Origin of the sequence: Halomicrobium katesii DSM 19301, assembly GCF_000379085.1 — an archaeon.
Taxonomy (GTDB): domain Archaea; phylum Halobacteriota; class Halobacteria; order Halobacteriales; family Haloarculaceae; genus Halomicrobium; species Halomicrobium katesii.
In genome coordinates this window covers 712,666-739,490 of record NZ_KB905378.1, presented here as the reverse complement: position 1 = coordinate 739,490, position 26,825 = coordinate 712,666, and the positions used below count along the sequence as shown (strand labels likewise).

The window sequence follows — 26,825 nt, the reverse complement described above, 5'->3', positions numbered from 1 at the left end:
TCATAAATCTATATATGGCAATATTCCGTAGCTACTGGCAGAATAAAGGTACCGGTTCAAAGAACCTGATGGTTGGTGGGGGGCATCGCAGCGGAATCAGCACGCAGTTTGGGGGATACTATGAGACACACACGACGCGATCTGTTACGGAAAGCATCGGCACTGTCGGCGCTCGCACTCGGTGCGAGCTCGACCGCAGCAGCACACTCGGGCCACTGCGACGCGCCCGACTGGGATTCGAGTGCGACCTACAGCGGCGGCGACCAGGTCGTCTACGACGGCGCGCTGTGGACCGCCGAGTGGTGGACCCAGCGAGAGCCCGACGCCGACCTCGGGGCCTGGACCCGCGAGCACGACTGTGACGAGGAGAACGAGGAGCCGACGGCGTCGTTCACGATGGACGGACGCTCGCCCGCACCGGGCGAGACGGTCAGCTTCGACGCGTCGGCGTCCTCGGACGCGGACGGCTCGATCGCGTCCTACGAGTGGGACTTCGACGACGGCGACTCCGCGACGGGCGAGACCGTCACCCACAGCTTCGACGCCGAGGGCGAGTACACGGTCACGCTGATCGTCCGAGACGACGAGGAGGCACCGGCCACGGCGACCAAGACCGTCGCCGTCGGCGAGGGGTCGAACGTGGCACCCGACGCCTCGTTCACGGTCGATCCGACCGAGCCCGATACCGGGGAGACGGTCAGCTTCGACGCGGCCGGCTCCTCTGACTCGGACGGCTCGCTCGCGAGCTTCGAGTGGGACTTTGGCGACGGAGCCACGGCCACCGGCGAGTCCGTCACCCACACCTACGAGACGGCGGACGACTACACCGTCTCGCTGACCGTCACCGACGACGACGGTGCCAGCGACTCGAACGACACCACCGTCACGGTCTCGGGTACCGGCTCGGGCGGCGGCAGCTGTGACGGCGTCGACGCCTGGGACGCGGACGCGACCTACACCGGCGGCGATCAGGTCACCTACGACGGCGATCTGTGGGAAGCCAGCTGGTGGACTTCGGGCGACGAACCCGGCTCCAGCGAGTACGGTCCCTGGGAGAACGAGGGTGCCTGTGGCGACACCAACGAGGCACCGACGGCGTCGTTCACGACGGACGCGAGCGCGCCCGCACCCGGCGAGGACATCACCTTCGACGCGGGCGACTCCTCGGACGCGGACGGCTCGATCGCGTCCTACGAGTGGGACTTCGGCGACGGCTCGACGGCCACCGGCGAGGTGGCGACCCACGGCTACGCCGATGCCGGCGATTACACCGTGACGCTGACGGTCTCCGACGACGCAGGCGCGACCGACAGCGCGTCGACGACGGTGTCGATCAGCGACGCCGACAACCCGACCCAGATCACGATCGACAGCAGCATCGACGGCTGGCTCGGTGCCGAACCGGCAGCCATCGAGGGCGAGCGGAACCCGACGATCTCGCTGACCTCCGGCGAGTCCTACGCGTTCACCTACAACAACGTCGACGGGATCCCCCACGACCTCGTGATCCGCAACGCCGCTGGCGAGGAGCTGCTGGCGACCGAGCGGGTCGGCCAGGAAGGCCAGAGCCGCACCCTGGAGTTCGAAGCCACCGAGGAGATGGTCGAGTACATCTGTACGGTCCATCCGAAGTCGATGGTCGGCGACCTCGCGATCGACGGGAACGCCCCGCCGATGGCGGGTCTGACGGTCGATACGGCCAATCCGGACCCCGGCCAGGAAGTCAGCTTCGACGCGGGCGACTCCTCGGACGCGGACGGCTCGATCGCGTCCTACGAGTGGGACTTCGGGGACGGATCGACGGCGACCGGCGAGACGGTCTCTCACACCTACGCCGAGGCGGGCGAGTACACCGTCGAGCTGACGGTCACCGACGACGGCGGCGCGTCGGCCGTGACCAGCACCGACATCACGGTCGGCTCGGTCAACGAGGAGCCGACGGCGTCGTTCTCCGTCGATCCCGCTTCGCCGGCACCCGGCGAACAGGCCTCTTTCGACGCCTCGGAGTCCTCGGATCCGGACGGCTCGATCGCGTCCTACGAGTGGGCCTTCGGCGACGATTCGACCGCCACCGGCGAGACGGCCAGTCACACCTACGCAGAGGCGGGCTCTTACTCCGTCGAGCTGACGGTCACCGACGACGGCGGCGCGACCGGCGCGACGACGACGACGGTACAGGTCGGCGACGGCAGCGACGTTACCGCCGAGACGACGCTCGAAGAGTTCTTCCCCGCGTACGACGAGGACTTCAACCCCGAATACGCCGAAGGCGGCGTCCAGGGACTGCTCAAAAACGAGCTGAACGGCGACGCCAGCGAGTACGGGGCCGACGTCGACGCGATCCAGAACAACGCCGGGGACGGCTCGATGCAACTCGGAGCGCTGGGCGACCGCGGGCTCGAACTGGTCAAGCAGTTCGACGCGGCGGGCGTGCCCCGAGAGAACAACGCGCGGATCATGCCCTGGGTCGTCGGGTTGCCCGAAGAGACCGAACCGATCCCGTTCAACGACGGCGGCGGACGGGACGGCGGCCTGACGGCCGACGCGGGGCCGGTGGCGGCGAACAACGATCCCTCGGTGCTGGTCCAGGACGCCTGGCCCAGCGGCGAGCAGTTCGACGACGACTACCTCCAGCCCGACCGGGTCGAGTGGAGCAGCGGCGTCAGCGACAGCCAGTACAACAACACCGACAACCCGATCATCGAGGCCACGACGGAGAAGGTCCACCCGGTCTCCGGCGAGAGCCTCGGCGACGGTTTCACTGCCAACGCCCCGGTGGAAGCGACTGCCGAACTCCACGGTGACGGCTGGCTGTTCAACACGTCGCTGATCTTCGAGAATCTCACCGAGGTGCCGCTGCTGATCGACGGCGCGATCATGTGGTACGTCGCCCCGTCGAAAGAGGCCACCGGGCTGGACCAGTTCTCGTACGACAACGCACAGCGCAAGAACTTCTCGGTGGGCCACCCACAGCGCGACGTGATCGAGGTGGCACTGCCCGACGGGGCCAAGCCGGGGCCCTTCGAGGGGACCGACGCGCCGCTGTCGGCGTACGGCATCCGGGTCACCCACCACGACAACCCGTACATGTACCGGGTCCTCTACCCCAACCAGAAGTTCTCGATGACCTACGGGAACGTCACGGGTCCCAGCCAGTACGACTGGCCCGTCGACGATCTGGTCGACGTGATGCTCGACACGCTGCACCTCGAATTCCGCACGCAGATGGACGACCTCGAACAGAACACCGAGCTGGTCGACGCACTCGACATGCGGAACCGCTACGGGAACTAGACGCCCGCGGCGGTCGCGCTCGACGCTCGGACCCCACCGTCTTTTGCTCCTCGCGCTCACAGCAGGTGACGTGCGACTCGTACAGGTCACGATACCGGCGGGCAAGCGCGACGCCATCCTCGGGGCACTGGACGACGAGGGGATCGACTACGTCGTCAACGACGAGACGAGCGGTCGGGAGTACACCGGCATCGCGTACTTCCCGCTGCCCAGTGCGGCCGTCGAGCCGGTGCTCGAACAGCTCCGAGCGGTCGGGATCGACGAGGACGGGTACACGGTGATCGTCGACGCTAACACCGTCATCTCCCGCCAGTTCGACGAACTGCAGGAGCGGTACGACGAGGAGGAAGACGAGGACCGGATCGCTCGCGAGGAACTGACCGCCAGAGCCAGCGACATGGCACCCGCATTTTCGACGTACGTCGTCATGACGGTCGTCAGCGCGCTGATCGCGACGGCCGGGCTCTTGCTCGACTCGCCCGCCGTCGTCGTCGGCTCGATGGTGATCGCGCCGCTGATCGGCCCGGCGATGGCGACCAGCGTCGGCACCGTCATGGACGACCAGGAGATGTTCCGACGGGGCGTCAAACTCCAGTTGCTCGGGCTCGTGCTGGCCGTCGTCAGCGCCGGCCTCTTTGCCTTCCTCGTGCGTTCGGTCCACCTCATCCCGCCGCTGGCGGACGTCACGTCGATCCCGGAGATCCGCGAGCGCGTCGCCCCGGACTTCCTCTCGCTGGTGGTCGCGCTGGGTGCGGGGGTCGCGGGCGTCGTCAGCCTCTCGTCTGGCGTGTCGACCGCGCTGGTGGGCGTGATGATCGCCGTCGCGCTGATCCCGCCGGCTGCGACGGTCGGCATCGGCATGGCGTGGGGCCAACCCCTGGTCTCGCTTGGCTCCGCGGTGTTGCTCGCCGTCAACGTCCTCTCGATCAACCTCGCGGCGCTCGTCGTGTTGTGGTACAAGGGGTACCAGCCGAGCCAGTGGTTCCGGACCGACGAGGCAAAGAGCGCCACGGCCTCCCGGATCGGCGTTCTCGTCGTCGCCATCCTGGTCCTCTCGGCGTTTCTCGGCGGCGTCACGCTCGATACGTTCGAGCGGGCCAACACGGAAGAGCAGATCCGGGCCGAGGCCGGCGGGATCGTCGCCGAGGCCGGCGCGACGATGCTGGAGATCGAAGTCCAGCAGACCAACACCGCGGTGTTCCAGCAGCCGACCCGCGTCGTCGTCACGGTCGGCGTCCCGCCCGGCGAGACGTTCCCGACGCTCGCAGACGACATCGACGCGGTGGCCGACCGGATCGCCGATCGCGACGTGACGACGGAGGTCCGTTTCGTCACCGTCGATCAGGCCGGCTGATCGTTCAAACTGGGTTTTGACCGTCCACGAGGGCTTTGAAGGTGGGGATCGTCGGTGACCGTGTATGCGACGTTCACTCCCCGCGGTCGCCGTGCTGGCGACGCTCGTGCTCCTCAGTGGCTGTACGGGCGCGCTCGGTGCCGGCGACAGCGCACAGACAGCCGCCACCGACAACCGAACCGTCGACGTGGGCGCGACCGGCGCGGTCAGCGCCCAGCCCGACCAGGCCGTCGTGCGCGTCGGCGTCGAGACGCGCGCCGGCGACGCCGCGACCGCTCGACAGCAACTCGCCGACAACGTCACCCAGCTTCGGGACGCCCTCGCCGACATCGAGGGCGCACAGGTGCGGACCAACGGGTACGACATCGGGCAGGACTACCGCCGCCCGCCCTCCGAAGTGGAGGACCCCGAGCTCCGATACGTCGCCCGCCAGTCCTTCGAGATCACCATCAACGACACCGACAAGGCCGGTTCCGTGATCGACACGGCCGTCGCGAACGGTGCCAACGACGTCGACAACGTCGAGTTCACGCTGTCGGCCGACCGCCGTAACGAACTCGAAGAACAGGCCCTGGAGGGCGCGATGGACCGCGCCGAGACGAAGGCGACGACGATCGCCGAGCGGGCGGACCTGACGATCGAGGGCGTCGAGACCGTCACGACCGTCGACCGGGGCTACCGGACCTACGCCGCCGAGGCGACCCGGACCGCGGCCGAAGACGGTGCCAGCACCGACATCGACAGCGGACCGGTCACGGTGACGGCACAGGTCCAGGTCACCTACGAGGCCGCCGAGTCGGCCTGACGCCGCCGTCCGACCAGCGACCCGGCCGTTCCGCCACCGATCACGACTCGCCGCCGTCCGTCTCCTCGCCGGAACTCTCGTCCTCGTCGTCCGCCCTCTCCGCTGCTCTCGCCAGCGCCTGCTCGTAGCTCTCTCTGGCCAGTTCGTACGTCTCGCGCAGGTCTTCGATCGGCGTCTCGGTCGCGTCGACTCGCAGGTCGTCGTAGGAGGGGTCCGCGGGCCGGTCCTCGGTCGTCGCGACCAGCAGGGCCGCGCTCTGGACCTGTAGCTCCGTGCGCTTGTCGCCCCCGGCCGCGTGGCCCGCTTCGAGCGCGTCGATCAGCCGCTCGGCCAGGGGCGCGTCGCCGTCGCGGCCCTCCTCGTAGGCCGTGGCGGTGGCTGTGAGCACGTCGGCACCGGTCAGCAGATTGCCCGCGACGGTGTAGTCGTCGCCGACCTCGTGACCGAACCACTCGCCACACTCCCCGCCGGAGAAGGCGAACTCCCCGTCGGCGTCGACGCCGTGAAGCTGTCGCTCCGCCTTGCCGTCGTCCGCGTCGAGCAGCGACTGCAAGGCATCTTCGACGGCCAGTCCGTCGTCGACGTAGTCGATCCCGCGTCGCCCGAGGTCGACGTTGACGCGGCTCTGTGTCGCGACTGCACCGTTCTCGCTGACGAACGGACACAGCGTCCCGACCGCGGCCAGTCGGGTCGTCACCGCGACGCCGAAGCGGGTCTGTTCGTCGCCCTCCTCGTCCGTGTACTCTTCCCGGACGCAGATGCTGAAGGTCACAGGCCTCTGTTGGTCGCGAACGGCAAAAGCGGTCGGGCGACAGTTGGGGTGGTGTTCAGATAAGCGATCAGGATCAGAAATCTCGAAGCACCGAAAGCCCTCGTCGCGCTCCGGCATTCTGTGACGGATATCTTCACTTCGTTCAGATAGTGCCGCCACAGAATGCCGGACCACGACTCGCCCTTTCATCCGCCAGGAGAGCACGCTCTCCTGAGCCTGTGCTCACCCTGTTCGCACAGACGCCAGGATTCGGCCGTTGAGCCGTCTAGACCCTGGTGGATGAAAGGGCGAGCGCAGTTGCGGGAACCCCGACGATGCAAGCACCGACTGGAGCGCAGCGAGTCGCGGGACCGCAACTGCGCGAGGGCTTTCGGTGTCTGCACCACTATGCTGACAGTCACTTATCTGGACACTACGACAGTTGGGTGGCCGAGTCGTTCCGTCTGACGTAAAGCCTAAACCACCGGCGACCCCCACAGTGGGTATGGGACTGATGAGCAAGATACTGGGCGAGTCGGGCTCTTCGCGGGCCACCGAGGACTACGTCGAACTGTCTGCCGACGACCTCGACGACGCGGTCGAGGTCGACCGACAGGTCCGAATCGCACGCATCGGCGAGAAACAGGACGTCGTCGAGATCAAAGACGCCGTCTACGACGGCGACATCGTCGTGGCCGACATCACGCGCCACAGCACGCAGGACCGTACGATGGAACACATCTCCGACGAACTCAAACGGGTCGTCAACGAGGTCGGGGGCGACATCGTCCAGAAAGACGACGACCAGCTCATCATCACGCCGGCCGGCGTCGCGATCAGTCGCGAACGCCTCGGCCAGTAAGCTCGCTCTTCCTTTCGCCGCCGTTCTGTCGCGTACGATTTACGCCACCGAGCCTTTCACGCCCCTTAACCGCCTCGAACGACTGGAAACGGTAATGACTGCACCCGCGATTCGCACCCGCGAGTTGACGAAACGCTACGGCGACGTGCAGGCGCTTGCCGGACTCTCGCTGACGGTCGAGTCCGGGGAGTTCTTCGGCCTGCTCGGCCCCAACGGTGCCGGGAAGACGACGTTCATCAACACGCTGGTCGGACTGGTCGACGCCGACGGCGGCGAGGCGACGGTCTTCGGCCAGGACGTCGAGGACGACTACCGCGAGGCGCGCGACGCCATCGGGCTCGCGCCCCAGGAGTACAACGTCGACCGCTTTTTCCCCATTCACGAGGTCTTAGAGCACAAGGCGGGCTACCACGGCGTCCCCGAGGCCGAGGCCGAGGAACGCGCCGAGGACGCCCTGAAGACCGTCGGCATCTGGGACAAACGCGACACTCGTTTCGACTGGCTCTCCGGCGGGATGAAACGACGATTCATGCTCGCTCGCGCGCTGGTCTCGGATCCGGACCTGCTGATCCTCGACGAGCCGACGGCGGGGGTCGACGTACAGCTGCGCCACGACCTCTGGGAGATCATCAACCGCATGAACGACGGCGGGACGACGATCCTGCTGACGACCCACTACATCGAGGAGGCAGAGCGCCTCTGTGACCGGGTGGCGATCGTCGACGACGGCCGGAAGGTCGAGGTCGCGACCCCCGACGAGCTGATGGAACGGGGCACCGACACGGTCGAGATCGGCCTCGAATCGCCGCCCGCGACCGCCCCCACACTCTCGGTCGAGGGCGCGCGAGACGCCCGCATGGAAGACGAGACGCTGCTCGTCTCCGCTGCCGGCGGGAGCTCTCTCGCCCCGGCGATCATGCGTGAACTGGAAGCGGCGGGCCACACCGTCACGTCGCTGGACGTACGCCGGGCCTCCCTCGAAGAGGTGTTCGTCGACATGACGCGGGCGGACCACGGCGGCGACACCGAGGTCGAGATGGAGGTCGACGCGTGAACCGAACCGCCACGCAACTCCTGACGCTCGTGCGTCGGGAGGTGCTGCGCTTCGTCAGGCGGCCGTACAACACCTTCCTGCCGCCGATCATCACGAACGCGCTGTACTTCGCCGTCTTCGGAGTCATTCTCGGTAGCCGGATCGGCGAGATCGCGGGCGTCAGCTACATCCAGTTCGTCTTGCCGGGCCTGGTCGTCCTCGGCGCGATCTCGGACAGCTTCGAGAACGCGTCGTTCACGATCTTCCACGGCCGCTGGAACGAGTACATTCAGGCCGTGACGACCTCGCCGATGTCCCATCGCAGCGTCGTCGCCGCCTACGTCTCGGCCAGCGCACTGCGCGGGATCGTCACCTCGCTGTTGATCGTCGGCGTCGGGCTGGTCTTTACGTCGGTCTCGGTGGCTCACCCGCTGTACCTGATCGCGTTCGTCCTGGTCATCACCACGCTGTTTGGCGGACTCGGCGTGATCGGCGGGCTGTGGGCCAGCGACTTCGACTACCTGACGGTGATGAACCAGTTCATCCTCCGGCCGCTCGTGTTCTTCGGCGCGGTGTTTTACTCGCTGGAGGTGCTCCCGCCGCTGTGGCGGACCGTCTCGCTGTTCAACCCGATGGTGTACATGGTCAACGGCGTCCGGTACGGTATGATCGGCGTCACCGAGATCGAGCCCACGACCTCGCTGCTCGTGCTCACCGGGGCCGCCGTCGCCGTCCTCGCCGTCGACCTCGCGCTGTTCAAACGGGGGTACGGGCTCACCGAGTGATCTGCTCGGAGGCCACGGCAGGGGCTCGGGAGCGACGAGAAAGAGCGCCCCCGTCGATCGACGGGGACGCCCCAAACTATGACAGGGCCGTGGCGGACTGGCCCTACCCGCGCCAGTCGGCCACGCACGCGCACCGTGCGCTGTGACCCGGATACTTCTCGACCGCCTCCGGGCGTGGCGTATGGTATGCTTTGTCACGGGTCTACTTGAACCTGACGGGCGGCGTAATCACTCTCATCTCTGTTTCTCATCTGAACGCCGCGGGCGCGGCTGTCCGCGATCGATAGAGTGCGACGAGCTGAGAAGATCCTCAGACGCTGTCGGGCTTGTCGGCGTCGTCTTCGACGGAGCGCTTCATCGAGTCCCGGCGGGCCTTGGCGTCGCGGCCGGTCGCCTCTTCGAGGAAGTCGTTCTTGGCCGTGACGGCCTCCTGTGCCGCGTCGGCGTTGCCCTCGGCGATGACGTCCTCGGCGTCGCGCTCGTCGATGTGGAGCGCGAGCTTGTCTTTCTTGCCGCTGTACTCGACGGTGCCGGCGACGACGCGCTCGAAGACCGGATTATCGGGGTCGTCGACGACCAGCAGGTCGCTCCCCTTGCGCTCTTGTGTGTCGGTGATCTCGCCGAAGTAGTCTTCGACGAACGCCTCCATGTCGGGAACCCGATCTTCGAGGTGCTCGCCGCGCCGCATCTTGTACTCTCGCATAGAAGTCGATTTGTGCTGGCCCTGCCTTACTCTTTTCGCGTTTCGTCTTCTGGCTCGTGGACGAGTGTGCCGCGGTGACACTCCGGACAGAAGTCGCCACGCCGCAGCGACGAGGACTCGACCAGCGTCGTAAAGTCACACTCCGGACAGCGGAACTGGCCGTCGGGGAGCGTCAGCGTCGTCGTCTCTGTGGCCTGCTCTTCGTCGTCCTCTTCGATCGTCCCGATCGTGTCGGGCTGCCACTCGTCGTCGCCCGTGTCGGGCTCTTCGGGCCACTCGCCGGGCTGGCGGTCCCCCTGCTCGACGGGATCGTCGTCGTCCTCGTCGATGATCATGGCGTCGTCGGCGTCGGGGTCGTCCGCGTCGATCTCCTCGGTATCGACGGCGGAGGAGCCGCCGCCCAGTTGCTCGTCGCCGTCCTGCTCGTCGATCTCGGGGTCGACCGTGGGGTCGGCCAGTTCCTCGTCGACGGCCTCCTCGGACACCGGTTCGTCGGATTCGGCGTCGATGATCTCCGCGCCGGTATCGGGGTCGGCATCGGGTGTCGACGGCGTCTCCTCGCCGCCGACGATCTCCGAGGCCGACAGCTCCTCGCCCGCCGCCGGAACGTCCTCGGTGTCGTCGTCCTCCTCGTCGTCCTCCTCGTCCGACGGCTCCTCTCGGGCAGTGTCGGACTCGGACTCGCTTTCGGCGTCCGGTGTCGTCGCTTCGCCCTCCGGCGCTGCCGTCTCTGCTGTCGTCTCGACGTCGTCGGGTGTTTCGATCGCCGTGACCTCCTTGTTCTCGGAGACGACGCGCTCGGTGCCACACCGCTCGCAGGTTTCGACCTCTCGGATCGTGATGACGACTTCGCTACCCTGCTCTTCGCGGTCGCGCTCGACAGTCGTTTCTCCGTACGCGTGCCCAAGCACGGAGCATTTGAGACTCATTGTCACGACATGGCCCGCTCCGAGTGATAAGCCTACTGCTTGGGACGACCGCGAGCCGACCGCCGGTCTCTCTCGCTCGGGGACAAACACAAGGGGGTTCCACGACTATCTCCCGGTATGAGAGCGAAACCGGAGTACCGCGACCGTCCCGACACGCAGGTCGCAGTGCTGGATGCCCTCGGGGATCGCCCCGAGGACGGGATGACCGTCTTCGAACTCCGGTCGCGGGTCGACGCCGACATCGACCACCTGGAGGACGCCCTCGCCGAACTGAAGGCGGACGCGCTCATCGAGGTGACACGGGACGGCGAGCGGACGGTCTTCTCGCCCCAGTCCGGCGTCGTCGGCGAGCACGAACCCACCGACGAGGAGTCACTCGTCGACGCGATCCGGCGTCGCTTCTCGCTGTAGCCCCTACTATACGGCTATCGTCAGCGTTCTCCCGGGCGACCGCACATCGCCGTGGGATCGACCCGGCACGGACCGGCGACGACCCGTCTCATACGGTTTATTGTAGTTGCTTACCGGTGATCGTCGCCACGGAGTAGACGATCACCGGTAAATCGCTACAATAATCCGTATCACTCCGCCGTCGCGGCGCAGTTGTTCGGTCCCAGTTCCCACTCGAAGGCGTCGTCGTCGCTCGGCGTCCGTCGGCCGAGGTTGGCTGCGACGATCGCCTCGGCGTTGGCCGGGCGCGGCGGGACGTTCTCCGTGACGCGCTCGACGAACGTCGCCTCGTCGACCGCGAAGGCCCACAGCCGTTCTCGGAGCGGGCCCAGCGTCGCCGCGTAGCTGCCGTCGTCGTTTCGCACCGTTCGCTCGCCGACGTGGCCCGGCGCGATCAGGGTCTCGTCGTCGAACGCGTCCAGCCGTTCGGTCAGCGTCGCGTACAGCTCTCGGGCGAACGCCGCCGCGTCGTCGCTCGCTTCGAGGTCCGGGCGGGCGACGCTCTCCAGAAAGAGGCTGTCGCCGGTCAGCAGTACGTCGCCGACCGCGACGCCGGTCATCCCCGTCGTGTGACCCGGCAGCGCGACCGCCCGGAGCGTCGTCTCTCCCAGGCTGCGCGTCTCGCCGTCGGCCAGCGTCCCGACGGTCCCGACGACGCCGCGCTCGTGAGCCCGCGCCGGCACCAGCGCCTCGCCGCCAGTCGCCGTCGCGACCGACCGCAGGCCGCTGACGTGGTCGGCGTGGACGTGAGTGTCGATCACGTACTCGATCGTCGCGTCTAATCGCGTCGCGTCCGCGGCGTACCGATCTGCGAACGCGCGTAGCGGATCGACGACGGCTGCCACGCCGTCCGCGACGATCTGATAGCCCAGACAGCCCGAGGCCGGTCGCTGGTACTGGACGATCGTCGCCTCGTCCGCGTCGAGTTCGTGTGCCTCGTACACGCGGGCCCAGCCGTCCATCCCGCCCGCGAGGTTGTGCGCGTCGACGCCGGCCTCCGTCAGCAGTCCAGCGACGTAGGCACTCGCCTCCCCCCGAGCACAGACGACCGTGATCGGCCCCTCGCCCGCGACCTGTGTGGCCAGCTCGTCGACCGACCCTCGGACCTGTGCCTGCAGGGCCTTCGCGAACGAGTGCTGTGTCGCCGTCACCGACGGCCCGGCGATGTGCCATCGCTCGTACTCGTCGCGGTCGCGCACGTCGAGCAACCGAACCCTCTCGCCGTCGGCCAGCCGTCCGGCCAGCGTCTCCGGGGTGATCGTCGCCGGCTCGACCGGCGGGTCGGGATAGGACTCGGACATAGCTGTCTGTACGGCCCCGCGAGCCATAAGCAGTGTCACGATCGGGCCCGGACGTTAAGGTGTGTCGACGCGTCGTTCCGGTATGGACGCCGACACGTTCGTCGAGCGGGTCCGTGCGGACAGCGCGACCAAACTCGACCGGCTCGGTTCGGAGAAGGTACTGCTCGCGGCGACGGACGCGACTCTCGAACCCGCCGCCGTCCGCGCGACGCTGTCCGGACGCGAGGCGGGTCGCCGAGCGGTCTTCGACGCGTGGGCCGGCGAGACAGACGGCCCGGCGGCCGACGCCTTCGAACGGGCCAGCGAGCGCGCGGCAACGCGACACGGGACTCTCTCGGCCGAACTCGACGAGCCGCCGACTGAGACGGCGTGGCCGGTCGTCGAGCACCTGCGAGGGCTCGGGGCCGACGCCGAGCGGGCGGGTGCGCTGGTCGCGACCGGTCTCGTCGGTGATCGGACGGCCCTCCAGGCGATCAACTTCTTCGTCAACGAGGGCGACGACGCCACGGCCGACGCGTGTCGCACCGTCCGGTCGTCCTACGACGAGGACGCCGACGACGGGGCGGCGCTGGTGGTCGAACTCGGGGCCGAACCGGATCGCGCCCAGCGGGCGGCCGCCGAGACGATCGCCGTCGCGTACGAGGACTACGCCCGGCGTCTCGACGCCATGGGTCTCGACCCGCGTCCGGTCTGTTGACGCGGCCGCAGTTCGGGTCCGGCCCGAGCGCCACGTTCGGGACAGCGATCAGTAGGGCTGTCGTTGCTCGCGGGGGTGCTCGACGCGGAGCCGCGCACTCGGTAGCTCGGCGACACACTGCCGACAGAAGCGGTACGCACGGTCGTTCTCCGTGCCACACTCCGGGCACCGACAGACGCTCCGGTCGGCTCGATCGGCCACCTCGACCGCCGCGGCGTCGGACACACCGTCGGCGGCCGGCTCGGATCGGCTCGACCGGTAGGCATACAGCAGTGTCAGGAGGTGCGCGAAGAGCAGGCCCGCGATCGCGGCGTACACCCACTCGGTCCCCAACATACGTCCGACTACGACGGGTACGCACTTGAGGATTGTGCCATTCAGTGTCACGATCGGCGGCGCGGGTTTATCACCGAACACGCGCCCAGCGACGCCATGGCACACCGCGCACTGGTCGCCTACCGGGACGGCGACGGCTACCGTCTCCACTACGCACACTGGGGGACGGGGCTGGCCGCTGCGATCACGCCCGAGACGCCGTTCGGTGGCCGACGGGACCGCTCGCGGCCCCCGCCCGTTCCCGACCGGATCGCCCACCAGTTCGACCTCGCTTCGGGCCGGGACGACGCCGTCGGAACACGCGTCGATCCGCGACCGCTGGCCCGGCGGCTGGACCCCGCCGACGTGTTGGCGGCCGTCGACCCGACGATCGAGTCGCTCGTCGTCGTCGGACCCGCCGCCGAGACCAGCACCTACCTCGTCTGTCCGCTCGGTCTCGACGGCGGTGAGCCCCTCGCCGTCGCCGGCCCGACGGCCGACGAGGAACGGCTCCGTCGGACGCTGGTCACCGCCAAGGATCGACTCGGCGAGCGCGTCGACGACGGGGCACTGTCTCCGGAGCGTGCCCGCCGTGCGCTCTGGCAGACGCTCGCGCGACTGGCACCGCTGTACCCGATCGACGACGCGTCCTTTTTACGACCCGACTGACTACGGCCGAGCGTGACGACCCACGGGGACGCGACCGCGACGCTGTCTGACCCGGACTTTGACGCGGCCGGGGACCTCGTCGAGCGGGGGATCGACGCGGGGGCGCTGGTGACGCTGTTTGGCCGCTGCCGGGTCGACTACGACGGACGCGCGACGAGTACGCTGGGCCCCGGCGATCGCCACGTCATGCTCAAACCCGACGGGGCGGCGCTGGTCCACACCGACGAGGGCCAGCAGCCGGTCAACTGGCAGCCGCCGGGCTGTGAGCACGCGGTCCGCGTGGTCGACGGCGAGTTCGTCGTCGAGAGCGAGCGGTCCTCGCCCGACGAACTGCTCTCGATCGCCTTCGAGTCGCTGGCCCACGTCGGCGTCTTCGACGTGACCGACGCCACCGACCTGTCGCTGACCGGTACCGAAGCGGATCTGCGCGAGCGCATTCTCGACGATCCCGACCTCCTCGAACCCGCGTTTACCCCGCTGGCGACGGAGCGGTCGACGCCGGCCGGTGCGATCGACATCTACGGCGAAGACGGAGACGGGCGGACCGTCGTCGTGGAGCTGAAACGACGGCGCGTCGGGCCGGACGCGGTCGGACAGCTCGACCGGTACGTCCAGGCGCTCGGGCGCGACCTCCACGACGAGGCCGAGATCCGGGGCATCCTCGTCGCCCCGTCGGTCACCGACCGCGCCCGCGAACTCCTGGCCCAGAAGGGACTGGAGTTCGTCTCGCTGGCACCGCCCGAGGAGTGATCGCCTCGGCCGCTCATCGAGGCCGGACGCGAGTTTCCCCGTTCATGTGGCCGCCGCGCTCGTCATCGCGGGACATCGAGATCGAGGTCGCCGACGAGACTGCCGACCAACCCCATTCGCGCCACCGACTGCCTCGCTTCCTCGACGTGTTTGGCTTTCTCCTCGGGGAGGTCGTCGGCGAGGTCGTCGAGTTCGTCGAGTAGCACCCGCTTCTCGGCGTCGATCTCCGCAAGATCGATCGCGACACCGAGCGTGTCGAAGCCGTCGACGGCGGCTCTCCGGACCCGTCCGTCGTCGTCTCCGAGCGCGTCGAGCAGGAGCTCGACGAGGCGCGTCCTGTTCTCGCGCAGATCGTCGATCGCGTAGCCGTCGACGCGCTCTCGCTCGCTTGCGGCGATCGTCAGCTCCAGCATCGGGTAGGCGTCGCGCAGAAACCGCACGACGGATTGGCGGACGTAGCCGTCGTCGCTCTCGTAGACTGGACGACACGCATCGAACAGCGCCCCGTACTGTTCGACGCGGAGAGCCGACTCGACCGCTTCGATCTCGTCGATCGCTTCGTTCACGCTGTCGCTGTCGCCCGACGCGAGCGCCTCGGCGAACGACTCGGCAGATCTGTCCATACGGGTGCTACGGTGGTCGATCGGGTGATCGTTTCGGTGTTGGCTCTCGCCCGTCCCGGATAAACGCGTTTTTCACCCGTGGCCGGCTACGGGCTGGTGGTGGCAATGACGAAACGTTACCCCCTCTGAGCCCTTTCTGACGAGAGCTTTCACCAGAGCCACCATTCTCGACTCGCGACGACCCGTCACTGCTCGTCGAGCACGACCGGGACGCCAGCGGCCGCCACGTCGGCGGCGAAGGCCCGCGAGTCCGTCGCCAGCGTCGAGAACGTGTTGTAGTGGACCGGCATGACGAGGTTCGGCTCGATGGTCGCGGCCAGCCGCGCGGCCTCGCGGCGGTCCATCGTGAACCGCTGGCCGATCGGCGGACAGAACAGCGACACGTCGACCGAGCGATGGCCCGGCAACACGTCGGTGTCCCCCGGCCAGAACGCCCGCGTCCCCTCCACGTCGACGAGGAATCCGCAGCCGAATCCCTCCGGGTGGTAGGGGGTCCCGTCCGGGCGCGTGTGGGGACCGTCCGGCTCGTTGTGGGCCGGCGTCGACCAGACGGAGACGCCGTCGACCGTGAGACTCGCCGTCGCGTCGACCGTCCGCAGTTCGTAGGGCAGTTCGGTGATCGGCGCGAGCCCGCGCTCTCGATCCTGCCCGTCGATCCCCTCGAAGGCGACGACGGTCGCGTCCGCGCTCGCCACCCGCTCGATGCCGTCGGGGTCGTAGTGGTGGACGTGGCTCACACAGATCACGTCCCCGTCTTCCGGCCGGTAGTCGCGTCCCGGCGGGTGGTTCAGTCCCGCCTCGTCGGGCTCCCAGTCGCCGGTGAGGACGCCGTACCGCCCCGGGTCGAAGTAGACGACCGTCTCCTCGCCCGCGAGCCGGATCGTGGCGTAGCCGAGCCACTCGACGGCGAGCCCGTCGTGTCGAACAGTCATTGCCTACGGTACGACGGGCAGAACACATAAGTCGGCCGTTGACTGGCCGCCGCTAAAACGGCGCGTCCGGTCCCTCGTCGGCGGGCGCTCCCGCGCCCTCGTCCGCCATCTCCCCCTCGCCGCGTCCGCTCTCGATCGGTCCGTCCCAGGCCGCCAGCCCGGGGCCGAAGCTCTCGGCGCGGCCCGAAAACCCCTCGTAGGAGGCGATCAGCCGCGCGGCCTGGACGCTCGATTTCCCGTGTGGGCAGACCGTCACGACCCGCTCCGCGCCGTCGAACTGCTCGATGTCGTCGACCAGTTGCTGGAGCGGGACGTTCTCGCTGCCGGGGATGTGTCCCCGCTCGTACGCGCCGGGCGAACGGATGTCCACGACGCGTGCCTCGGCACCGTCCTCCAGTATCGCTGCCAGCTCCTCGTGGCCGATTTCCCCGTCCATTACCGAACGCTGGGTGCTGGGCTCCCTTACGCCTCACGGTCGATACTCGCACTGTGGGGCTGTTCTGGGAGGGCGCGTCGCCGACGACTACAGCAGTCCGTCCTCGCGAGCGAGCAGGATCGGCGTGAGCGCGAAGCCGTTGACCGGCCCCTCCCGTGACCGCAACACGTCGACGGCCTCGTCGACGGGGACCGTCAGGCTCTCGATGACTTCGCCCTCGTCCGGATCGGGCTCGCCCGACACCAGTCCCGTCGCGAAGAAGACGTGCCGGACGTAGCGGGTCCACCCCGACGGGACGTACGAGTCGACGTAGCTGAGTTCCTCGGCGCGGTAGCCGGTCTCTTCGCGGAGTTCGCGGCGGGCGGCCTCGATGGGTTCCTCGCCGTCGTCGATCCCGCCGGCAGGGAGTCCCAGCGACCGCAGCCGGAACCGCGGACGGTACTGCTCGACGAAGACGAGCTCGTCCTCGGCCGTCGGCGCGACGACGATGACGGCGTCGGCCGGCTCCAGCCAGTAGTAGTCCGCGAGGTCGCCGTTGGGCCGCTCGACGGTGTCGTAGCCGGCCTCGAAGAAGGGTGTCTCCCAGACGACGACGCTTTCGTGGACCGGCCACTCGGGATCCGGTCGGTCCCAGGGATAGCGTGGCTCCCCGCTCACAATAGCCCCTCCGCTCGCGCGAGCAAGATCCCCTCGATCGTGGCGTCGTTGGCCGGTTCGCGGCGGGCCACGTCCAGCGCGTCCGCGATCGGGACGGTCGTGACTGTGAGGAACTCGTTGTCGTCGAGATCCGACTCGACCGGTTCCAGCCCCTCGGCGAAGACGATCCCTCGCCGGTGTCTGAGGACGCCGGTCGAACACCAGAACGCCTCCAGCAGGGAGACGCCGGCGGCATCGAAACCGGTCTCCTCGCGGAGTTCGCGCCGGCCCGCCTCGGTGTAGGACTCGCCGTCCTCGACGATGCCCGCCGGCAGCTCGAGACACTGCTCGCGGATCGTCGGCCGGTACTGGTCGACCAGGATCAGTTCGTCGCCGCTGCGAGCGACCACCACGACGGCGTCGGGCAGCTCCGCCCAGTAGTAGGACTTCTCGCTCCCGTCCGGCTGTTGGACGCGATCGTAGCCGCCGGTGTACCAGCCGGTCTCGTACTCTGTCTCGGAGTCGACGATCGGCCACTCGTGGCTCGGCTGGCGGCTCGGCTCGGGGTTCGAATCCGGGCTCATGCTCGATCCTGTGTGACGCCGACGCGATAAAGCGTCCCGTTGTGTGCCAGTCGCACCGACTCGCCGTCGGCCGCCCGTGGGTTGCGCTGCCGTAGCGCCGCCAGTTCGTCGAACGGCGAGTGCGTGAACGCGCCCTTGATCCCGACTGGACCGCGCCAGTAGGGCTCAGAGTAGCCCGTCTGATTCGCGCCCGCGTCGGCGAGTGCCGTCGTCGTGAACGGATGAGTCCGCTCCGAGAGGGTGTCGCCGCCGACGGCCGTCGCGTTCGGGCCGCTCGTGAGGTTCGCCTCGCTGTCGTCGACCTCGCCGATCGGCGTCGCACTCACGTAGTAGGGATCGCCGCTGCGAAGCAGCGACGGCGCTGCCCCCAGCGCGAGCAAGAGGACCAGGACGACCCCGATACCGAGCAGGAGGTTCCGGGTGACTGTCCGCATCAGACCACGTCCTGGTAGATCCGAGCGACGGCCTGTCGGCGCAGCGTCGCGACGGCGGCCGCTTCCTCCTCCTGGAACGTCGCCGCGACGGCGGTCTCGGCGAACGGCGGGGCGTGCCAGGCGACGGCGTCGACGGTGTCGGCACCCAAGACCTCGACCTCGTGGTCGGCCGTCTCGCGCCACTCCTCGAACTCCGCCGCGGTGCCGACACGGACCGCCAGCTCCTCGCCGAACATGGCTTCGCGGGCCGTCTCGACGACGTCGCTGGTCACCCGCTCGTCGTACTCCTCGCTGTCGAACGCCATCGACTTGGCGACGGCCTTGACGACGACCTGTGCCGTCGAGCCCAGCGCCTCGTAGCGCTCGCGTGCCTCTCGGGCGGTCTCCGGTAGAAACGTCCCCTCGGTGTGCATACCCCCGCTTGGTCTGGCGGGGACTACTCGGTTTCGTCTGCGTCGCTCGTGTCGTCCTCGTCGTGCATCGACTCGGTCATCTCGCGGGCCTCGCGCAGGATCGACTCGGCCTCGTCGTCCAGCTCGCCGGTGGCGCGCTGACGGGCCTGCTGGGGGTCGACCCCCTGGCCGTGATCGTGCTCGTGCCGGTGGTCGTGGCCGTCGGCCTCGAAGGGAAACTCCGCCTCCTCGGCCAGTTCGACCACCTCGGCGGCCAGTTCGTCCTCGCCGAACCCGCCCCACTCGGGAACGTGCTCGTCGAGCCAGTCCTCGTGGTCGTCGCCGCCGGTCAGCGCCGTGAACGCGAGGTGGTTCGCCAGATGGCCGGCGTCGGCCTGTGGCTCCTCGCAGACGGGGCAGGCATAGCCCATACGAGGACAGCGTGCCCGAGACGGGTATAAACTGTCGATCACCCGTCGTCCAGCGCCCGGATCATCACCAGTGCGTCCTCGCCGTTGCCGTAGTAGTTGGGGATCGTCCGGCGGTGTTCGAAGCCGAACGACCGGTACAGCGAGCGCGCGGCCGTGTTGGTGGCCCGGACTTCGAGCTTGACCGAGCCCGTTCCGGCGTCTTCGAGCACGCCGATGGCACGCCGGAGCAGTCGTCGACCGATCCCCTGTCCGCGGTACGCTTCCTCGACCGCGAGGTCCTTGACGTGGCCAAGCGGCGTCCCGTGGTTGGGGACGGTGTCGGCGACGACGTAACCCAGCAGTTCGGGGTCGTCGTCGCGCTCGTCGACAGCGACCAGGAAGCCGGGTTCGCCGACGTAGCTCTCGAACGCGGAGAACGGCCAGGGCTGTGGGAACGAGGCCGACTCGATCCGATGGACCGCCAGCAGGTCCGACCGCGTTGCGGGACGGACCGTCGGCGGCTCCGTATCGCTGTCGGGAACGGTCGTCACTGCCGCTCTCTACGTCGCGGGCTCACTAATGGATGGCGGCCTCCGGGGTTCCCGGTGATCGACACACCCTCTATTCTCGGGCCCACCGAGACACGACATGTTCGCTCCTGCGACCGGCGTGTACGTCTCACATCGTGCCAAAAAGCTCTTAACTATCAAGGACGCAAGAGTAAACGCACCCAACTGGGTGCTACCCCCACATCCCCCCAACCATCCCACCCCACTTTCGTTTTGGCGACTCGCTCTCTGTGACCGCTCTCGCGACCACAGCGTCGCGGCTCTCTCGAACCGGTACCCACCGACACCACTAGAAGAAATCGCTCACGTACACGTCCCGCGCTCCGAACGTCTCGCTCAGCGCAGCCACGGCGTCGTCGGTCGCAGTCACGATCTCGCGGGCCGCCGCCGTCTCGATCGACAGCGTTCCGACGTACAACTGCGCCAGGACGGCGGCGTCGACCACGAGACCGGGATCGTCGATCGTCGCTCCGGTTTCGAGCGGCCGACACGTCATGTCCGGTTCGACTCGAAACCGCCCGTCGTTGCGGGGCGCGAGCGGATCGGTCACCTCGATCGTCACCGCCTTCGCCGGCCCTCGCTCGGCGGGGAGCGCCTCGATCGCCGTCGGTACGTCGACGACGTATCCGCTCGCTCCCGGCTCGACCGACGCCTCGACGGCGTCGGGGTCGGCGGCCTCTCTCAGCAGCCGTCGTTCCCGCGGACACTCCCACTCCACGCGGTCGGCCTGTGGAGCGTGGCGTTCGAGGAAGCCAAGCAGCTGTCGGCGCGCCCGCTCGCTCCGGGTGGCCAGCTCTTCGACGGTCAGCGTCTCGGCGTCGCGGTCGAGCCTGTAGACGACGTAGCCCGCGGGCTCGTCGTCCCCGTCCGCCGTCCAGGTGTAGGCCCACGCGTCGTCGAGCACGCGCTCGCGCCACCACCGCTCGGTCCGTCGAAGCGCCAGCTCGTAGTCGCTGGCGTCGGCCTCCCACACCGCTTCGAGGCGTCCGAAGTCGTCCGGACCGACGCGCTCGAAGCGTCCCGCTGGGCCGGGATCTGCCATCGCATCCGGTGGGAAGGCGTAGGCGGTCTCCGTGTGGACCAGTCCCCAGCCTCGCTCTCGGTAGTAGTCGATCGACGCGGGCCACAGGACCGCGTAGGACAGTCCGCGGTCGGCGAACTCCGCGACGGCCCCGCGCAGGAGCCGCCGTCCGTATCCCTGCCCGCGGTGCTCCGGCGGCGTGACGAACCCCCTGATCCCGCCGATGGTGCGCCATTCCCCCGCGAGACGCACGTCGATCTCCAGCAGCGCACAGATCGAGCGGAACCGCCCGCCTTCGACGTAGGCCCACCGCTCGCCCAGCGCCCGCGGCACCGCCTCGTCCGGATCGGGGACGCCGCCGTCCCCCCAGACGTGATCTTTGATCCGCTGGTGTGTCGCCCGCTCGTCTTCGGTGACGCTACGGAACGTGCCCATACACCGACTGTCGAGGCCGCGCGTATCAAGATTCGGCCTTCCGGCCACCCCCGCGTCTGGTCGCGCTCCCAAAAGAAAAACGAAGTGTGAGTGCCGTCGCGCTCGCAATAGCGAGGGCCGTCGCTCCTTTCAGTTGCGACGCCCCCCGCTGCTCGCGTGTCGTTCGCTTCGCTCACTCCCGCTCGCACTGACGAGGGCCGCTGTTCGCTACGCTCACAGCGCCCCTCGCTCTAATCGTCCGCGGGCGCAGCGCCGCTGTCGTCCTCGTACTGCTGTTTCGTGTGGGTGAGCTTGCCACCGGAGGCGAGGAACCGGCGCTCGCGATCGGAGGCGTCCAGCGTGGCGCTTGCTTCCCAGTCGTCGTCGACACGGATCGTGAACTCCGTCTCGCCGGACTGGATGGCGTCGGCCACGTCGGTGACGATCTCGACGTCGTCGCCCTGCTCGATCTGCTCGTAGGTGTCCGCGTCGATCTCCAGGGGAACGATCCCGAAGTTGAAGAGGTTCGCCTTGTGGATGCGGGCGAAGCTCTGTGCGAGGACGGCGTCGATGCCGAGATACATCGGACAGAGGGCCGCGTGTTCGCGCGAGGAGCCCTGGCCGTAGTTCTCGCCTGCGACGAGGACGCCGCCGTCGTTGTCCTTCGCGCGCTGTGCGAAGGTGTCGTCGACACGCGAGAGCGTGAAGTCAGAGAGCTTGTCGATGTTCGAGCGGAACTTGAGGATGTCCGCCGTCGCCGGGATGATGTGGTCGGTGGTGATGTTGTCCTCCATCTTGAGGAGCGTCTCACCATGGATATCCGGTCCCAGCGGGTCCTTCAGCGGCACGTCGCCGATGTTCGGGCCCTTGATGAGCTCGTCGTCGACGGCCTCGTCGGGCGCGATGAGGTCCGACTCGGAGTTGCCGATGTACTCGTCGGGCAGCTCGATGCCCGGCGCGTCCAGATCGCCGAGTTCGTCGGCGAGGTTGCGCGGGTCGACGATCTCGCCTTTGAGTGCCGCCGCGGTGGCGACCTCCGGCGAACAGAGGTAGACGGAGTCGTCCTCGATACCGGAGCGACCCTCGAAGTTGCGGTTGAACGTCCGCAGCGAGACCGAGTCCGAAGCCGGGACGTGGCCGATGCCGATACAGGCACCGCACGTTGCTTCCGAGAAGTTGACGCCAGCGGCCATCATCTCCGCGGTCCAGCCCTCACGGGCCAGCATCTCGGAGGCCTGCTTGGAGCCGGGCGCGACGATCATCTCGGTCTTCTTGTCGACGTTGCGGTCCTCCAGCATCTTCGCCGAGGGCAGAATGTCCTCGTAGGCACCGTTCGTACAGGAGCCGATCATGACCTGCTCGACGTCGACGCCCTCGACCTCTTCGACCGGGACGACGTTGTCGGGCATGGACGGCTGTGCGATGAGCGGTTCGAGGTCCGAGAGGTCGACGACGATCTCGTCGGCGTACTCGGCGTCGTCGTCGGGCTGGAGCTCGACGTACTCCTCGTCGCGACCGAGGCGCGAGAGGTAGTCCTCCGTGTTCTCGTCGGTCGGGAAGATCGAGGTGGTCGCACCGAGCTCGGTCCCCATGTTGGTGATGGTCGTCCGCTCGGGGACGGTCAGGCTCTCGACGCCGGGGCCGGTGTATTCGAGCACCTTGCCGACGCCGCCCTTGACCGAGAGCCGGCGGAGCAGTTCGAGGATGACGTCCTTGGCGGTCGCCCACTCGGGCAACTCGCCTTCCAGGCGGACGTTGACGACCTCGGGCATGTCGATGTAGTAGGCACCGCCACCCATGGCGACGGCCACGTCGAGGCCGCCCGAGCCGATCGCGAGCTCGCCCAGTCCGCCAGGGGTCGGCGTGTGGGAGTCCGAGCCGAGCATCGTCTTGCCGGGCGCGGCGAAGTTCTCCTTGTGGACGTTGTGACAGATACCGTTGCCGGGCCGGGAGAAGTGGGCACCGAAGGTCCCAGCGGCCGAGCGCAGGAAGCGGTGGTCGTCCGTGTTCTTGAAGTCGAACTGGTAGGTCTGGTGGTCACAGTACTGTGCGGCCAGTTCCGTCTGGACCTCTTCGAGCCCCAGCGCTTCGAACTGGAGCCACACGAGCGTTCCAGTCGTGTCCTGTGTCAGCACCTGATCGATCTCGATCCCGATCTCCTCGCCGGGCGTGAGTTCGCCTTCGACGAGGTGATCGTCGAGGATTTTCTCCGTGAGCGTCTGTCCCATAACGTCCGTGAGTCGACGGCGCGCGCGTATAAATCCCGCGTATTCCCGCGAGTTTTCGAGCGGTGGCTGCCGAATTGTGGCCTTTTGTGCCCGTTAGCTTCCGGATCTGCTCAGTTTCTCGTGACTCTCGCCGACGATCTTTGCCGATCGTTCGATACTGCTCGGGAAATCCGAACCATTGTTCATCCGGATCCGCCTCGCGTCCCCCGGTTCGACGTGCCGGTCTCGGAAGGCTCATCACGCTGGTTACCGACCGATGGGGCATGTACAAGAGCGGACGTTTCGTCGCCGAGGCGCTGGGTGACCTGCGGCCCGAACAGATCCAGCCCAACGGCGTCGACCTGACGCTCGCGGCGGTGTCCGAACAGGTCGAGCCGGGTCGGATCGAACGCGGCGACAAGCACGTCGGTGACCGGACGGAGATCGATCCCGACGACGGCGTTTATCGGCTCGAACCGGGCGCGTACGTCGCCGAGTACGCTGAACGCGTTGCCGTTCCCGAAGGCCACGTCGGTTTCGTCTACCCGCGGTCGTCGCTGATGCGCAACTCCTGTATGCTCCACACCGCGGTCTGGGACGCCGGCTACGAGGGCCGCGGCGAGGGTCTGCTCGAAGTCCACCACGAGATCGAACTCGAATCGGACGCCCGGATCGCACAGTTCGTCCTCGCCGAGGCCGCCCACGAGGAGACCTACGAGGGTTCTTACCAGCACGAGAAACTCGACTGATACTGCCAGCTGTCCCTCTCGCGGTCGGTCGTTGCGACTCGACCCGGACGGACAGGTGGCAGTATGGAATTGCCAGCTGTCCCTCTCGCGGTCGGTCGCGACTCCGACGCCGCGCGGTCGGCGAAAGAACTATGATGCGGTGCCGTGTACCGCACAACTGCATCACTTCGGAGGTGATGCCAGGGCAGCGGCTCCCGTACACTGCGAGAACGGCTGCCCGGATTCGTCAGTCTGGTCACTGGGTCGGCACGCGCTGTTCGCGGCCGGCCTATTTTCGCTCGCCCAGTCACGACGCTCGCTGTCGAGGCCGAGTGCCGTTGTTTCCGGTTGTTTCAGAGCCAGAAACTACTCGTACCGGATTATATGTGTCGGGGTCGTTCGACCGTGTATGGACTCGGACGACAGCACAGTGTACATGATTCGTGGGGACGCCGGGGACGAGTGGGTCAGTCCGACGCCGGCCGAAGACGTGATCGTCGAGTCGCTGGCCGAGCGCAGCGACCTGACGGCGGCGGAGATCGACGATCTCGGGAGCTACGTCGACGCCGACGAGCTGGCCGCGGTCGTCAACGGCAGCGGCGAGACGATCACCTTCGCGGTCGAGGGGTACGACGTGACCGTCACCAGCGACGGCGACGTGGCCGTCGAGTAGTCCCCGGCGGCGTGCATCACACCTATAGACGAGGGGTACCACCCACTCGCTATGACGCGCGTCGCGCTCATCGCACACGACGAGAAGAAGCCCGACATCATCGATCTGGCACGGGAGTACGAGGACCTGCTTTCGACGTTCGAACTCGTCGGGACCGGCACCACCGGCAAGCGCATCACCGAGGAGACGAACCTGACCGTCGAGCGCAAGGAGTCGGGACCGGTCGGGGGCGACACCCAGATCGGTGCCGAGGTCGTCGACGGCCGGATCGACGGCATCGTCTTCCTGCGGGATCCCCAGACGGCCCAGCCACACGAACCGGACATCTCGGCGCTCCTGCGGATCTGCGACGTTCACGACGTGCCCCTGGCGACGACCGAGACCGGCGCGGTGTACCTGCTCGACGGGCTGGCCACAGAGGCCGGCGTCGAGTCCTAAAGCGACGCAATCGGGTTCGAGTTCGCGCGAATCGGCTCTCTTCTTTAACCAGTCCTGGTGAAGCGCGGCGCAACAGCACCCGGGCGAGCGAAGCGAGGGTACCCGACGATGCAAAAGGTCGTTTGCACCCCGACTGACCGGCCGATCCACTCTGTCGAACGAAAATCACGCGACGGTCCTCTGGCTCCCTACTCCGTGTAGTCGGGCCGCTCGGCGTACTCGACGGGGTCGCGCTCGCCAAGGTTCTGGAAGGCCTGGAGCCGGAAGGCGCAGGCGTCACAGGTGCCACAGGCCGGCGGGGACTCGCGGTAGCAACTCCAGGTGTCCTCGTAGGGCACTCCGAGTTCGAGTCCGCGCTCGGCGATGTCGGTCTTGGACCACTCGACGAAGGGCGCGACCAGTTCGATCTCGGTCTCGGGTTTCGTCCCGGCGTCGATCACCCGCTGGAACGCCTCGAAGAACTGCGGGCGGCAGTCGGGGTATCCCGAGAAGTCCTCGCTGTGTGCGCCGATGAAGATCGCCGAGCAGTCGTTGGCCTCGGCGTAGGAGACGGCCATCGACAGGAGGTTCGCGTTCCGGAAGGGGACGTAGGAGGTCGGGATCTCGTCGCTGTCCAGATCGGCGTCGGCCACGGCCATCTCTTCGTCGGTCAGCGAGGAGGCCCCGATCTGTGCGAGGTGGCCGGTCTCGACGTGGAGGAAGTCGGCCGCGTCGACGTGGTCGGCCAGCGCCTGGGCACACGCGCGCTCGGTCTCTTCGGTCGCCTGGCCGTAGCTCGTGTGCAGGAGGTACAGCGCCTCGTACCCCCGATCTATGGCCTCGTATGCCGCTGTCGCGCTGTCCATCCCGCCGGAGGCGAGGATCACGGCGCTGTCGGCCGTCGGCGAGTCGTCCGCCGAATCGGGGTCGTCAGTCGTCTGTGGGGCGTCGGTGGTCGGGCCGTCCGCGGCCGACTGGTCGTCGCCGCTCGGTGCGTCGGCGGCGGCGGATCGTTCGTCACTCATGTTTCTTGACGGCGTCGGTGAAGCGTTCGCGTTCGGTCGTCGTCGGCGATCCGACGACCGAGCGGGTCGTCGTCGTGGTCGCGGTCTCGACGCCGCGCATGGCCTCGCACATGTGGGTGGCCTCGATTTCGACCAGCACGGCCGCCGCGTCCAGTTCTGCCGCCAGTCCGTCGGCGATGTCGCGCGTCAGGCGTTCCTGCATCGAGGGCTTGCGGCCCTGCCAGCGGACGTACCGGACCAGCTTCGAGAGGCCGACGACCCGCTCGTCCGGTCGGTAGGCGACGTGTGCCGTCCCGTGGTAGGGCAGCAGGTGGTGCTCACAGAGGCTATACACCGGGATACCGGTCTTGACGACCAGTCCCTCCTGATCGGCTTCGAAGGTCCGCATCGTCGGCTTCTCGGCCTCGCGGTTGGCCTCGCTGAACGTCTCGAACAGTGCGGGCACCCGGCGCTGCCAGGTGGCTTCGAGGCCGTCCGCGGTCGGGTCCTCGCCCATCGATTCCAGCAGGAGGCGGGTGCCTTCCTGTGCTTTCTCCCAGTCGATACCCTCGCCGTCGGGGACTGCGGCCGGGGCGTTCGCTGCCTCGGTCGCGTCCTCCATCGTTGTCTCGTCGGTCATGATGTGT

31 protein-coding genes are annotated in these 26,825 nt (G+C 67.9%); 13 read left to right on the top strand and 18 right to left on the bottom strand.

The annotated features are described in order from the left end of the window. The first annotated feature begins 120 nt into the window (after window positions 1-120). The 3 genes from HALKA_RS0103860 to HALKA_RS0103850 all read left to right on the top strand — a co-directional run bounded on the left by HALKA_RS0103860 (window position 121) and on the right by HALKA_RS0103850 (window position 5,453). Window positions 121-3,294, top strand: coding sequence for a PKD domain-containing protein (locus HALKA_RS0103860; RefSeq protein WP_018256753.1), 3,174 nt, complete (start codon window positions 121-123; stop codon window positions 3,292-3,294). Window positions 3,295-3,364: 70 nt separating this feature from the next. Continuing rightward, a complete protein-coding gene (locus HALKA_RS0103855) occupies window positions 3,365-4,648 on the top strand; it encodes a TIGR00341 family protein (protein WP_018256752.1) in 1,284 nt (427 codons plus the stop codon). 64 nt (window positions 4,649-4,712) lie between these two features. After that, complete coding sequence (locus HALKA_RS0103850; RefSeq protein ID WP_018256751.1) at window positions 4,713-5,453, top strand: SIMPL domain-containing protein; 741 nt, start codon at window positions 4,713-4,715, stop codon at window positions 5,451-5,453. A gap of 40 nt (window positions 5,454-5,493) precedes the next feature. On the opposite strand, the gene HALKA_RS0103845 is transcribed toward HALKA_RS0103850, so the two are convergent. Then, entirely contained in the window at window positions 5,494-6,225 is a 732-nt protein-coding gene (locus HALKA_RS0103845; RefSeq protein WP_018256750.1) for a DUF1028 domain-containing protein, read from the bottom strand. A 484-nt stretch (window positions 6,226-6,709) separates the two neighbouring features. On the opposite strand from HALKA_RS0103845, the gene HALKA_RS0103840 reads away from it, so the two are divergent. From HALKA_RS0103840 to HALKA_RS0103830, 3 genes are all read left to right on the top strand, one after another. Then, complete coding sequence (locus HALKA_RS0103840) at window positions 6,710-7,066, top strand: cell division protein SepF (protein ID WP_018256749.1); 357 nt, start codon at window positions 6,710-6,712, stop codon at window positions 7,064-7,066. A 94-nt stretch (window positions 7,067-7,160) separates the two neighbouring features. Then, complete coding sequence (locus HALKA_RS0103835; RefSeq protein WP_018256748.1) at window positions 7,161-8,120, top strand: ABC transporter ATP-binding protein; 960 nt, start codon at window positions 7,161-7,163, stop codon at window positions 8,118-8,120. After that, window positions 8,117-8,884 (top strand): ABC transporter permease, encoded by a 768-nt coding sequence (locus HALKA_RS0103830; protein WP_015761596.1) that lies wholly within the window; start codon window positions 8,117-8,119, stop codon window positions 8,882-8,884. Before HALKA_RS0103835 ends, HALKA_RS0103830 begins: the two co-directional genes overlap by 4 nt. Before the next feature lie 310 nt (window positions 8,885-9,194). Here HALKA_RS0103830 and HALKA_RS0103825 read toward each other — a convergent pair whose 3' ends face one another. Together HALKA_RS0103825 and HALKA_RS0103820 are read right to left on the bottom strand one after the other, a co-directional pair. Then, window positions 9,195-9,587, bottom strand: a complete 393-nt coding sequence (locus tag HALKA_RS0103825) for a DUF5611 family protein (RefSeq protein ID WP_018256747.1) — start codon at window positions 9,585-9,587, stop codon at window positions 9,195-9,197. A gap of 26 nt (window positions 9,588-9,613) precedes the next feature. Beyond that, window positions 9,614-10,516, bottom strand: a complete 903-nt coding sequence (locus HALKA_RS0103820; protein WP_018256746.1) for a DUF7093 family protein — start codon at window positions 10,514-10,516, stop codon at window positions 9,614-9,616. Between the two features lie 117 nt (window positions 10,517-10,633). Between HALKA_RS0103820 and HALKA_RS0103815 the strand changes: the two genes are divergently transcribed. Then, a complete protein-coding gene (locus tag HALKA_RS0103815) occupies window positions 10,634-10,927 on the top strand; it encodes a DUF6432 family protein (RefSeq protein ID WP_018256745.1) in 294 nt (97 codons plus the stop codon). A gap of 170 nt (window positions 10,928-11,097) precedes the next feature. Here HALKA_RS0103815 and HALKA_RS0103810 read toward each other — a convergent pair whose 3' ends face one another. Then, window positions 11,098-12,267 (bottom strand): MBL fold metallo-hydrolase, encoded by a 1,170-nt coding sequence (locus tag HALKA_RS0103810; RefSeq protein ID WP_018256744.1) that lies wholly within the window; start codon window positions 12,265-12,267, stop codon window positions 11,098-11,100. A gap of 82 nt (window positions 12,268-12,349) precedes the next feature. Between HALKA_RS0103810 and HALKA_RS0103805 the strand changes: the two genes are divergently transcribed. Beyond that, the gene (locus tag HALKA_RS0103805; RefSeq protein WP_018256743.1) at window positions 12,350-12,964 is read left to right on the top strand and encodes a hypothetical protein; all 615 of its coding nucleotides are present in this window, start codon (window positions 12,350-12,352) and stop codon (window positions 12,962-12,964) included. A 48-nt stretch (window positions 12,965-13,012) separates the two neighbouring features. Here HALKA_RS0103805 and HALKA_RS0103800 read toward each other — a convergent pair whose 3' ends face one another. Continuing rightward, window positions 13,013-13,300, bottom strand: a complete 288-nt coding sequence (locus tag HALKA_RS0103800; protein ID WP_018256742.1) for a DUF7577 domain-containing protein — start codon at window positions 13,298-13,300, stop codon at window positions 13,013-13,015. 96 nt (window positions 13,301-13,396) lie between these two features. Between HALKA_RS0103800 and HALKA_RS0103795 the strand changes: the two genes are divergently transcribed. Together HALKA_RS0103795 and nucS are read left to right on the top strand one after the other, a co-directional pair. Beyond that, a complete protein-coding gene (locus HALKA_RS0103795; protein WP_020493627.1) occupies window positions 13,397-13,948 on the top strand; it encodes a DUF6735 family protein in 552 nt (183 codons plus the stop codon). A gap of 12 nt (window positions 13,949-13,960) precedes the next feature. Then, window positions 13,961-14,698: an endonuclease NucS gene (nucS, locus tag HALKA_RS0103790; RefSeq protein ID WP_018256739.1), complete on the top strand. Its 738-nt coding sequence runs from the start codon at window positions 13,961-13,963 to the stop codon at window positions 14,696-14,698. A gap of 62 nt (window positions 14,699-14,760) precedes the next feature. On the opposite strand, the gene HALKA_RS0103785 is transcribed toward nucS, so the two are convergent. The 11 genes from HALKA_RS0103785 to HALKA_RS0103735 all read right to left on the bottom strand — a co-directional run bounded on the left by HALKA_RS0103785 (window position 14,761) and on the right by HALKA_RS0103735 (window position 23,377). Further along, entirely contained in the window at window positions 14,761-15,321 is a 561-nt protein-coding gene (locus HALKA_RS0103785; protein ID WP_018256738.1) for a hypothetical protein, read from the bottom strand. 185 nt (window positions 15,322-15,506) lie between these two features. Beyond that, complete coding sequence (locus tag HALKA_RS0103780) at window positions 15,507-16,253, bottom strand: MBL fold metallo-hydrolase (RefSeq protein WP_018256737.1); 747 nt, start codon at window positions 16,251-16,253, stop codon at window positions 15,507-15,509. Window positions 16,254-16,305: 52 nt separating this feature from the next. Next, entirely contained in the window at window positions 16,306-16,689 is a 384-nt protein-coding gene (locus HALKA_RS0103775) for a rhodanese-like domain-containing protein (RefSeq protein WP_018256736.1), read from the bottom strand. Between the two features lie 87 nt (window positions 16,690-16,776). Next, the gene (locus HALKA_RS0103770) at window positions 16,777-17,346 is read right to left on the bottom strand and encodes an NUDIX hydrolase (protein ID WP_018256735.1); all 570 of its coding nucleotides are present in this window, start codon (window positions 17,344-17,346) and stop codon (window positions 16,777-16,779) included. Then, on the bottom strand, window positions 17,343-17,909 hold the full coding sequence (locus tag HALKA_RS0103765; RefSeq protein ID WP_018256734.1) for an NUDIX hydrolase: 567 nt from the start codon (window positions 17,907-17,909) through the stop codon (window positions 17,343-17,345). The genes HALKA_RS0103770 and HALKA_RS0103765 overlap by 4 nt, the downstream gene beginning before the upstream one ends. Continuing rightward, entirely contained in the window at window positions 17,906-18,343 is a 438-nt protein-coding gene (locus HALKA_RS0103760; protein ID WP_018256733.1) for a hypothetical protein, read from the bottom strand. The genes HALKA_RS0103765 and HALKA_RS0103760 overlap by 4 nt, the downstream gene beginning before the upstream one ends. Then, window positions 18,343-18,756 carry a DUF5809 family protein gene (locus HALKA_RS0103755; protein WP_018256732.1) on the bottom strand — a complete coding sequence of 138 codons (414 nt, stop codon included), beginning with the start codon at window positions 18,754-18,756 and terminating at the stop codon, window positions 18,343-18,345. Before HALKA_RS0103755 ends, HALKA_RS0103760 begins: the two co-directional genes overlap by 1 nt. A gap of 23 nt (window positions 18,757-18,779) precedes the next feature. Next, complete coding sequence (locus tag HALKA_RS0103750) at window positions 18,780-19,166, bottom strand: DUF5810 domain-containing protein (protein ID WP_018256731.1); 387 nt, start codon at window positions 19,164-19,166, stop codon at window positions 18,780-18,782. A 38-nt stretch (window positions 19,167-19,204) separates the two neighbouring features. Next, window positions 19,205-19,696 carry a ribosomal protein S18-alanine N-acetyltransferase gene (rimI, locus tag HALKA_RS0103745; protein WP_018256730.1) on the bottom strand — a complete coding sequence of 164 codons (492 nt, stop codon included), beginning with the start codon at window positions 19,694-19,696 and terminating at the stop codon, window positions 19,205-19,207. Window positions 19,697-20,003: 307 nt separating this feature from the next. Continuing rightward, window positions 20,004-21,170, bottom strand: coding sequence for a GNAT family N-acetyltransferase (locus HALKA_RS0103740; RefSeq protein WP_018256729.1), 1,167 nt, complete (start codon window positions 21,168-21,170; stop codon window positions 20,004-20,006). A gap of 230 nt (window positions 21,171-21,400) precedes the next feature. Continuing rightward, a complete protein-coding gene (locus HALKA_RS0103735; protein ID WP_018256728.1) occupies window positions 21,401-23,377 on the bottom strand; it encodes an aconitate hydratase in 1,977 nt (658 codons plus the stop codon). Between the two features lie 263 nt (window positions 23,378-23,640). Here HALKA_RS0103735 and HALKA_RS0103730 point away from each other — a divergent pair, with 263 nt between their 5' ends. The 3 genes from HALKA_RS0103730 (at window position 23,641) to HALKA_RS0103720 (ending at window position 25,195) form a co-directional block, all read left to right on the top strand. Further along, entirely contained in the window at window positions 23,641-24,105 is a 465-nt protein-coding gene (locus HALKA_RS0103730) for a deoxyuridine 5'-triphosphate nucleotidohydrolase (RefSeq protein WP_018256727.1), read from the top strand. Between the two features lie 388 nt (window positions 24,106-24,493). Beyond that, complete coding sequence (locus HALKA_RS0103725; protein ID WP_018256726.1) at window positions 24,494-24,757, top strand: HalOD1 output domain-containing protein; 264 nt, start codon at window positions 24,494-24,496, stop codon at window positions 24,755-24,757. 51 nt (window positions 24,758-24,808) lie between these two features. Continuing rightward, window positions 24,809-25,195, top strand: coding sequence for a methylglyoxal synthase (locus HALKA_RS0103720; RefSeq protein WP_018256725.1), 387 nt, complete (start codon window positions 24,809-24,811; stop codon window positions 25,193-25,195). Between the two features lie 188 nt (window positions 25,196-25,383). Here the strand turns inward: HALKA_RS0103720 and queC are convergent, their stop codons facing one another. Continuing rightward, complete coding sequence (gene queC, locus HALKA_RS0103715) at window positions 25,384-26,199, bottom strand: 7-cyano-7-deazaguanine synthase QueC (RefSeq protein ID WP_018256724.1); 816 nt, start codon at window positions 26,197-26,199, stop codon at window positions 25,384-25,386. After that, window positions 26,192-26,818 carry a GTP cyclohydrolase I gene (gene folE / locus HALKA_RS0103710; protein WP_018256723.1) on the bottom strand — a complete coding sequence of 209 codons (627 nt, stop codon included), beginning with the start codon at window positions 26,816-26,818 and terminating at the stop codon, window positions 26,192-26,194. Before folE ends, queC begins: the two co-directional genes overlap by 8 nt. Between the last annotated feature and the right edge of the window lie 7 nt (window positions 26,819-26,825).

Coding starts and splice junctions, on each gene's coding strand:
- HALKA_RS0103800 (WP_018256742.1), bottom strand. CDS start 13,300: ATGTTGGGGACCGAGTGGGTGTACGCCGCGATCGCGGGCCTGCTCTTC.
- HALKA_RS0103735 (WP_018256728.1), bottom strand. CDS start 23,377: ATGGGACAGACGCTCACGGAGAAAATCCTCGACGATCACCTCGTCGAA.
- HALKA_RS0103775 (WP_018256736.1), bottom strand. CDS start 16,689: ATGGACGGGGAAATCGGCCACGAGGAGCTGGCAGCGATACTGGAGGAC.
- HALKA_RS0103810 (WP_018256744.1), bottom strand. CDS start 12,267: ATGTCCGAGTCCTATCCCGACCCGCCGGTCGAGCCGGCGACGATCACC.
- HALKA_RS0103760 (WP_018256733.1), bottom strand. CDS start 18,343: ATGCGGACAGTCACCCGGAACCTCCTGCTCGGTATCGGGGTCGTCCTG.
- HALKA_RS0103805 (WP_018256743.1), top strand. CDS start 12,350: ATGGACGCCGACACGTTCGTCGAGCGGGTCCGTGCGGACAGCGCGACC.
- HALKA_RS0103835 (WP_018256748.1), top strand. CDS start 7,161: ATGACTGCACCCGCGATTCGCACCCGCGAGTTGACGAAACGCTACGGC.
- queC (WP_018256724.1), bottom strand. CDS start 26,199: ATGAGTGACGAACGATCCGCCGCCGCCGACGCACCGAGCGGCGACGAC.
- HALKA_RS0103725 (WP_018256726.1), top strand. CDS start 24,494: ATGGACTCGGACGACAGCACAGTGTACATGATTCGTGGGGACGCCGGG.
- HALKA_RS0103750 (WP_018256731.1), bottom strand. CDS start 19,166: ATGGGCTATGCCTGCCCCGTCTGCGAGGAGCCACAGGCCGACGCCGGC.
- HALKA_RS0103820 (WP_018256746.1), bottom strand. CDS start 10,516: ATGAGTCTCAAATGCTCCGTGCTTGGGCACGCGTACGGAGAAACGACT.
- HALKA_RS0103740 (WP_018256729.1), bottom strand. CDS start 21,170: ATGGGCACGTTCCGTAGCGTCACCGAAGACGAGCGGGCGACACACCAG.
- folE (WP_018256723.1), bottom strand. CDS start 26,818: ATGACCGACGAGACAACGATGGAGGACGCGACCGAGGCAGCGAACGCC.
- HALKA_RS0103785 (WP_018256738.1), bottom strand. CDS start 15,321: ATGGACAGATCTGCCGAGTCGTTCGCCGAGGCGCTCGCGTCGGGCGAC.
- HALKA_RS0103720 (WP_018256725.1), top strand. CDS start 24,809: ATGACGCGCGTCGCGCTCATCGCACACGACGAGAAGAAGCCCGACATC.
- HALKA_RS0103840 (WP_018256749.1), top strand. CDS start 6,710: ATGGGACTGATGAGCAAGATACTGGGCGAGTCGGGCTCTTCGCGGGCC.
- HALKA_RS0103795 (WP_020493627.1), top strand. CDS start 13,397: ATGGCACACCGCGCACTGGTCGCCTACCGGGACGGCGACGGCTACCGT.
- HALKA_RS0103765 (WP_018256734.1), bottom strand. CDS start 17,909: ATGAGCCCGGATTCGAACCCCGAGCCGAGCCGCCAGCCGAGCCACGAG.
- HALKA_RS0103815 (WP_018256745.1), top strand. CDS start 10,634: ATGAGAGCGAAACCGGAGTACCGCGACCGTCCCGACACGCAGGTCGCA.
- HALKA_RS0103850 (WP_018256751.1), top strand. CDS start 4,713: ATGCGACGTTCACTCCCCGCGGTCGCCGTGCTGGCGACGCTCGTGCTC.
- HALKA_RS0103755 (WP_018256732.1), bottom strand. CDS start 18,756: ATGCACACCGAGGGGACGTTTCTACCGGAGACCGCCCGAGAGGCACGC.
- HALKA_RS0103730 (WP_018256727.1), top strand. CDS start 23,641: ATGTACAAGAGCGGACGTTTCGTCGCCGAGGCGCTGGGTGACCTGCGG.
- HALKA_RS0103825 (WP_018256747.1), bottom strand. CDS start 9,587: ATGCGAGAGTACAAGATGCGGCGCGGCGAGCACCTCGAAGATCGGGTT.
- HALKA_RS0103860 (WP_018256753.1), top strand. CDS start 121: ATGAGACACACACGACGCGATCTGTTACGGAAAGCATCGGCACTGTCG.
- HALKA_RS0103780 (WP_018256737.1), bottom strand. CDS start 16,253: ATGACTGTTCGACACGACGGGCTCGCCGTCGAGTGGCTCGGCTACGCC.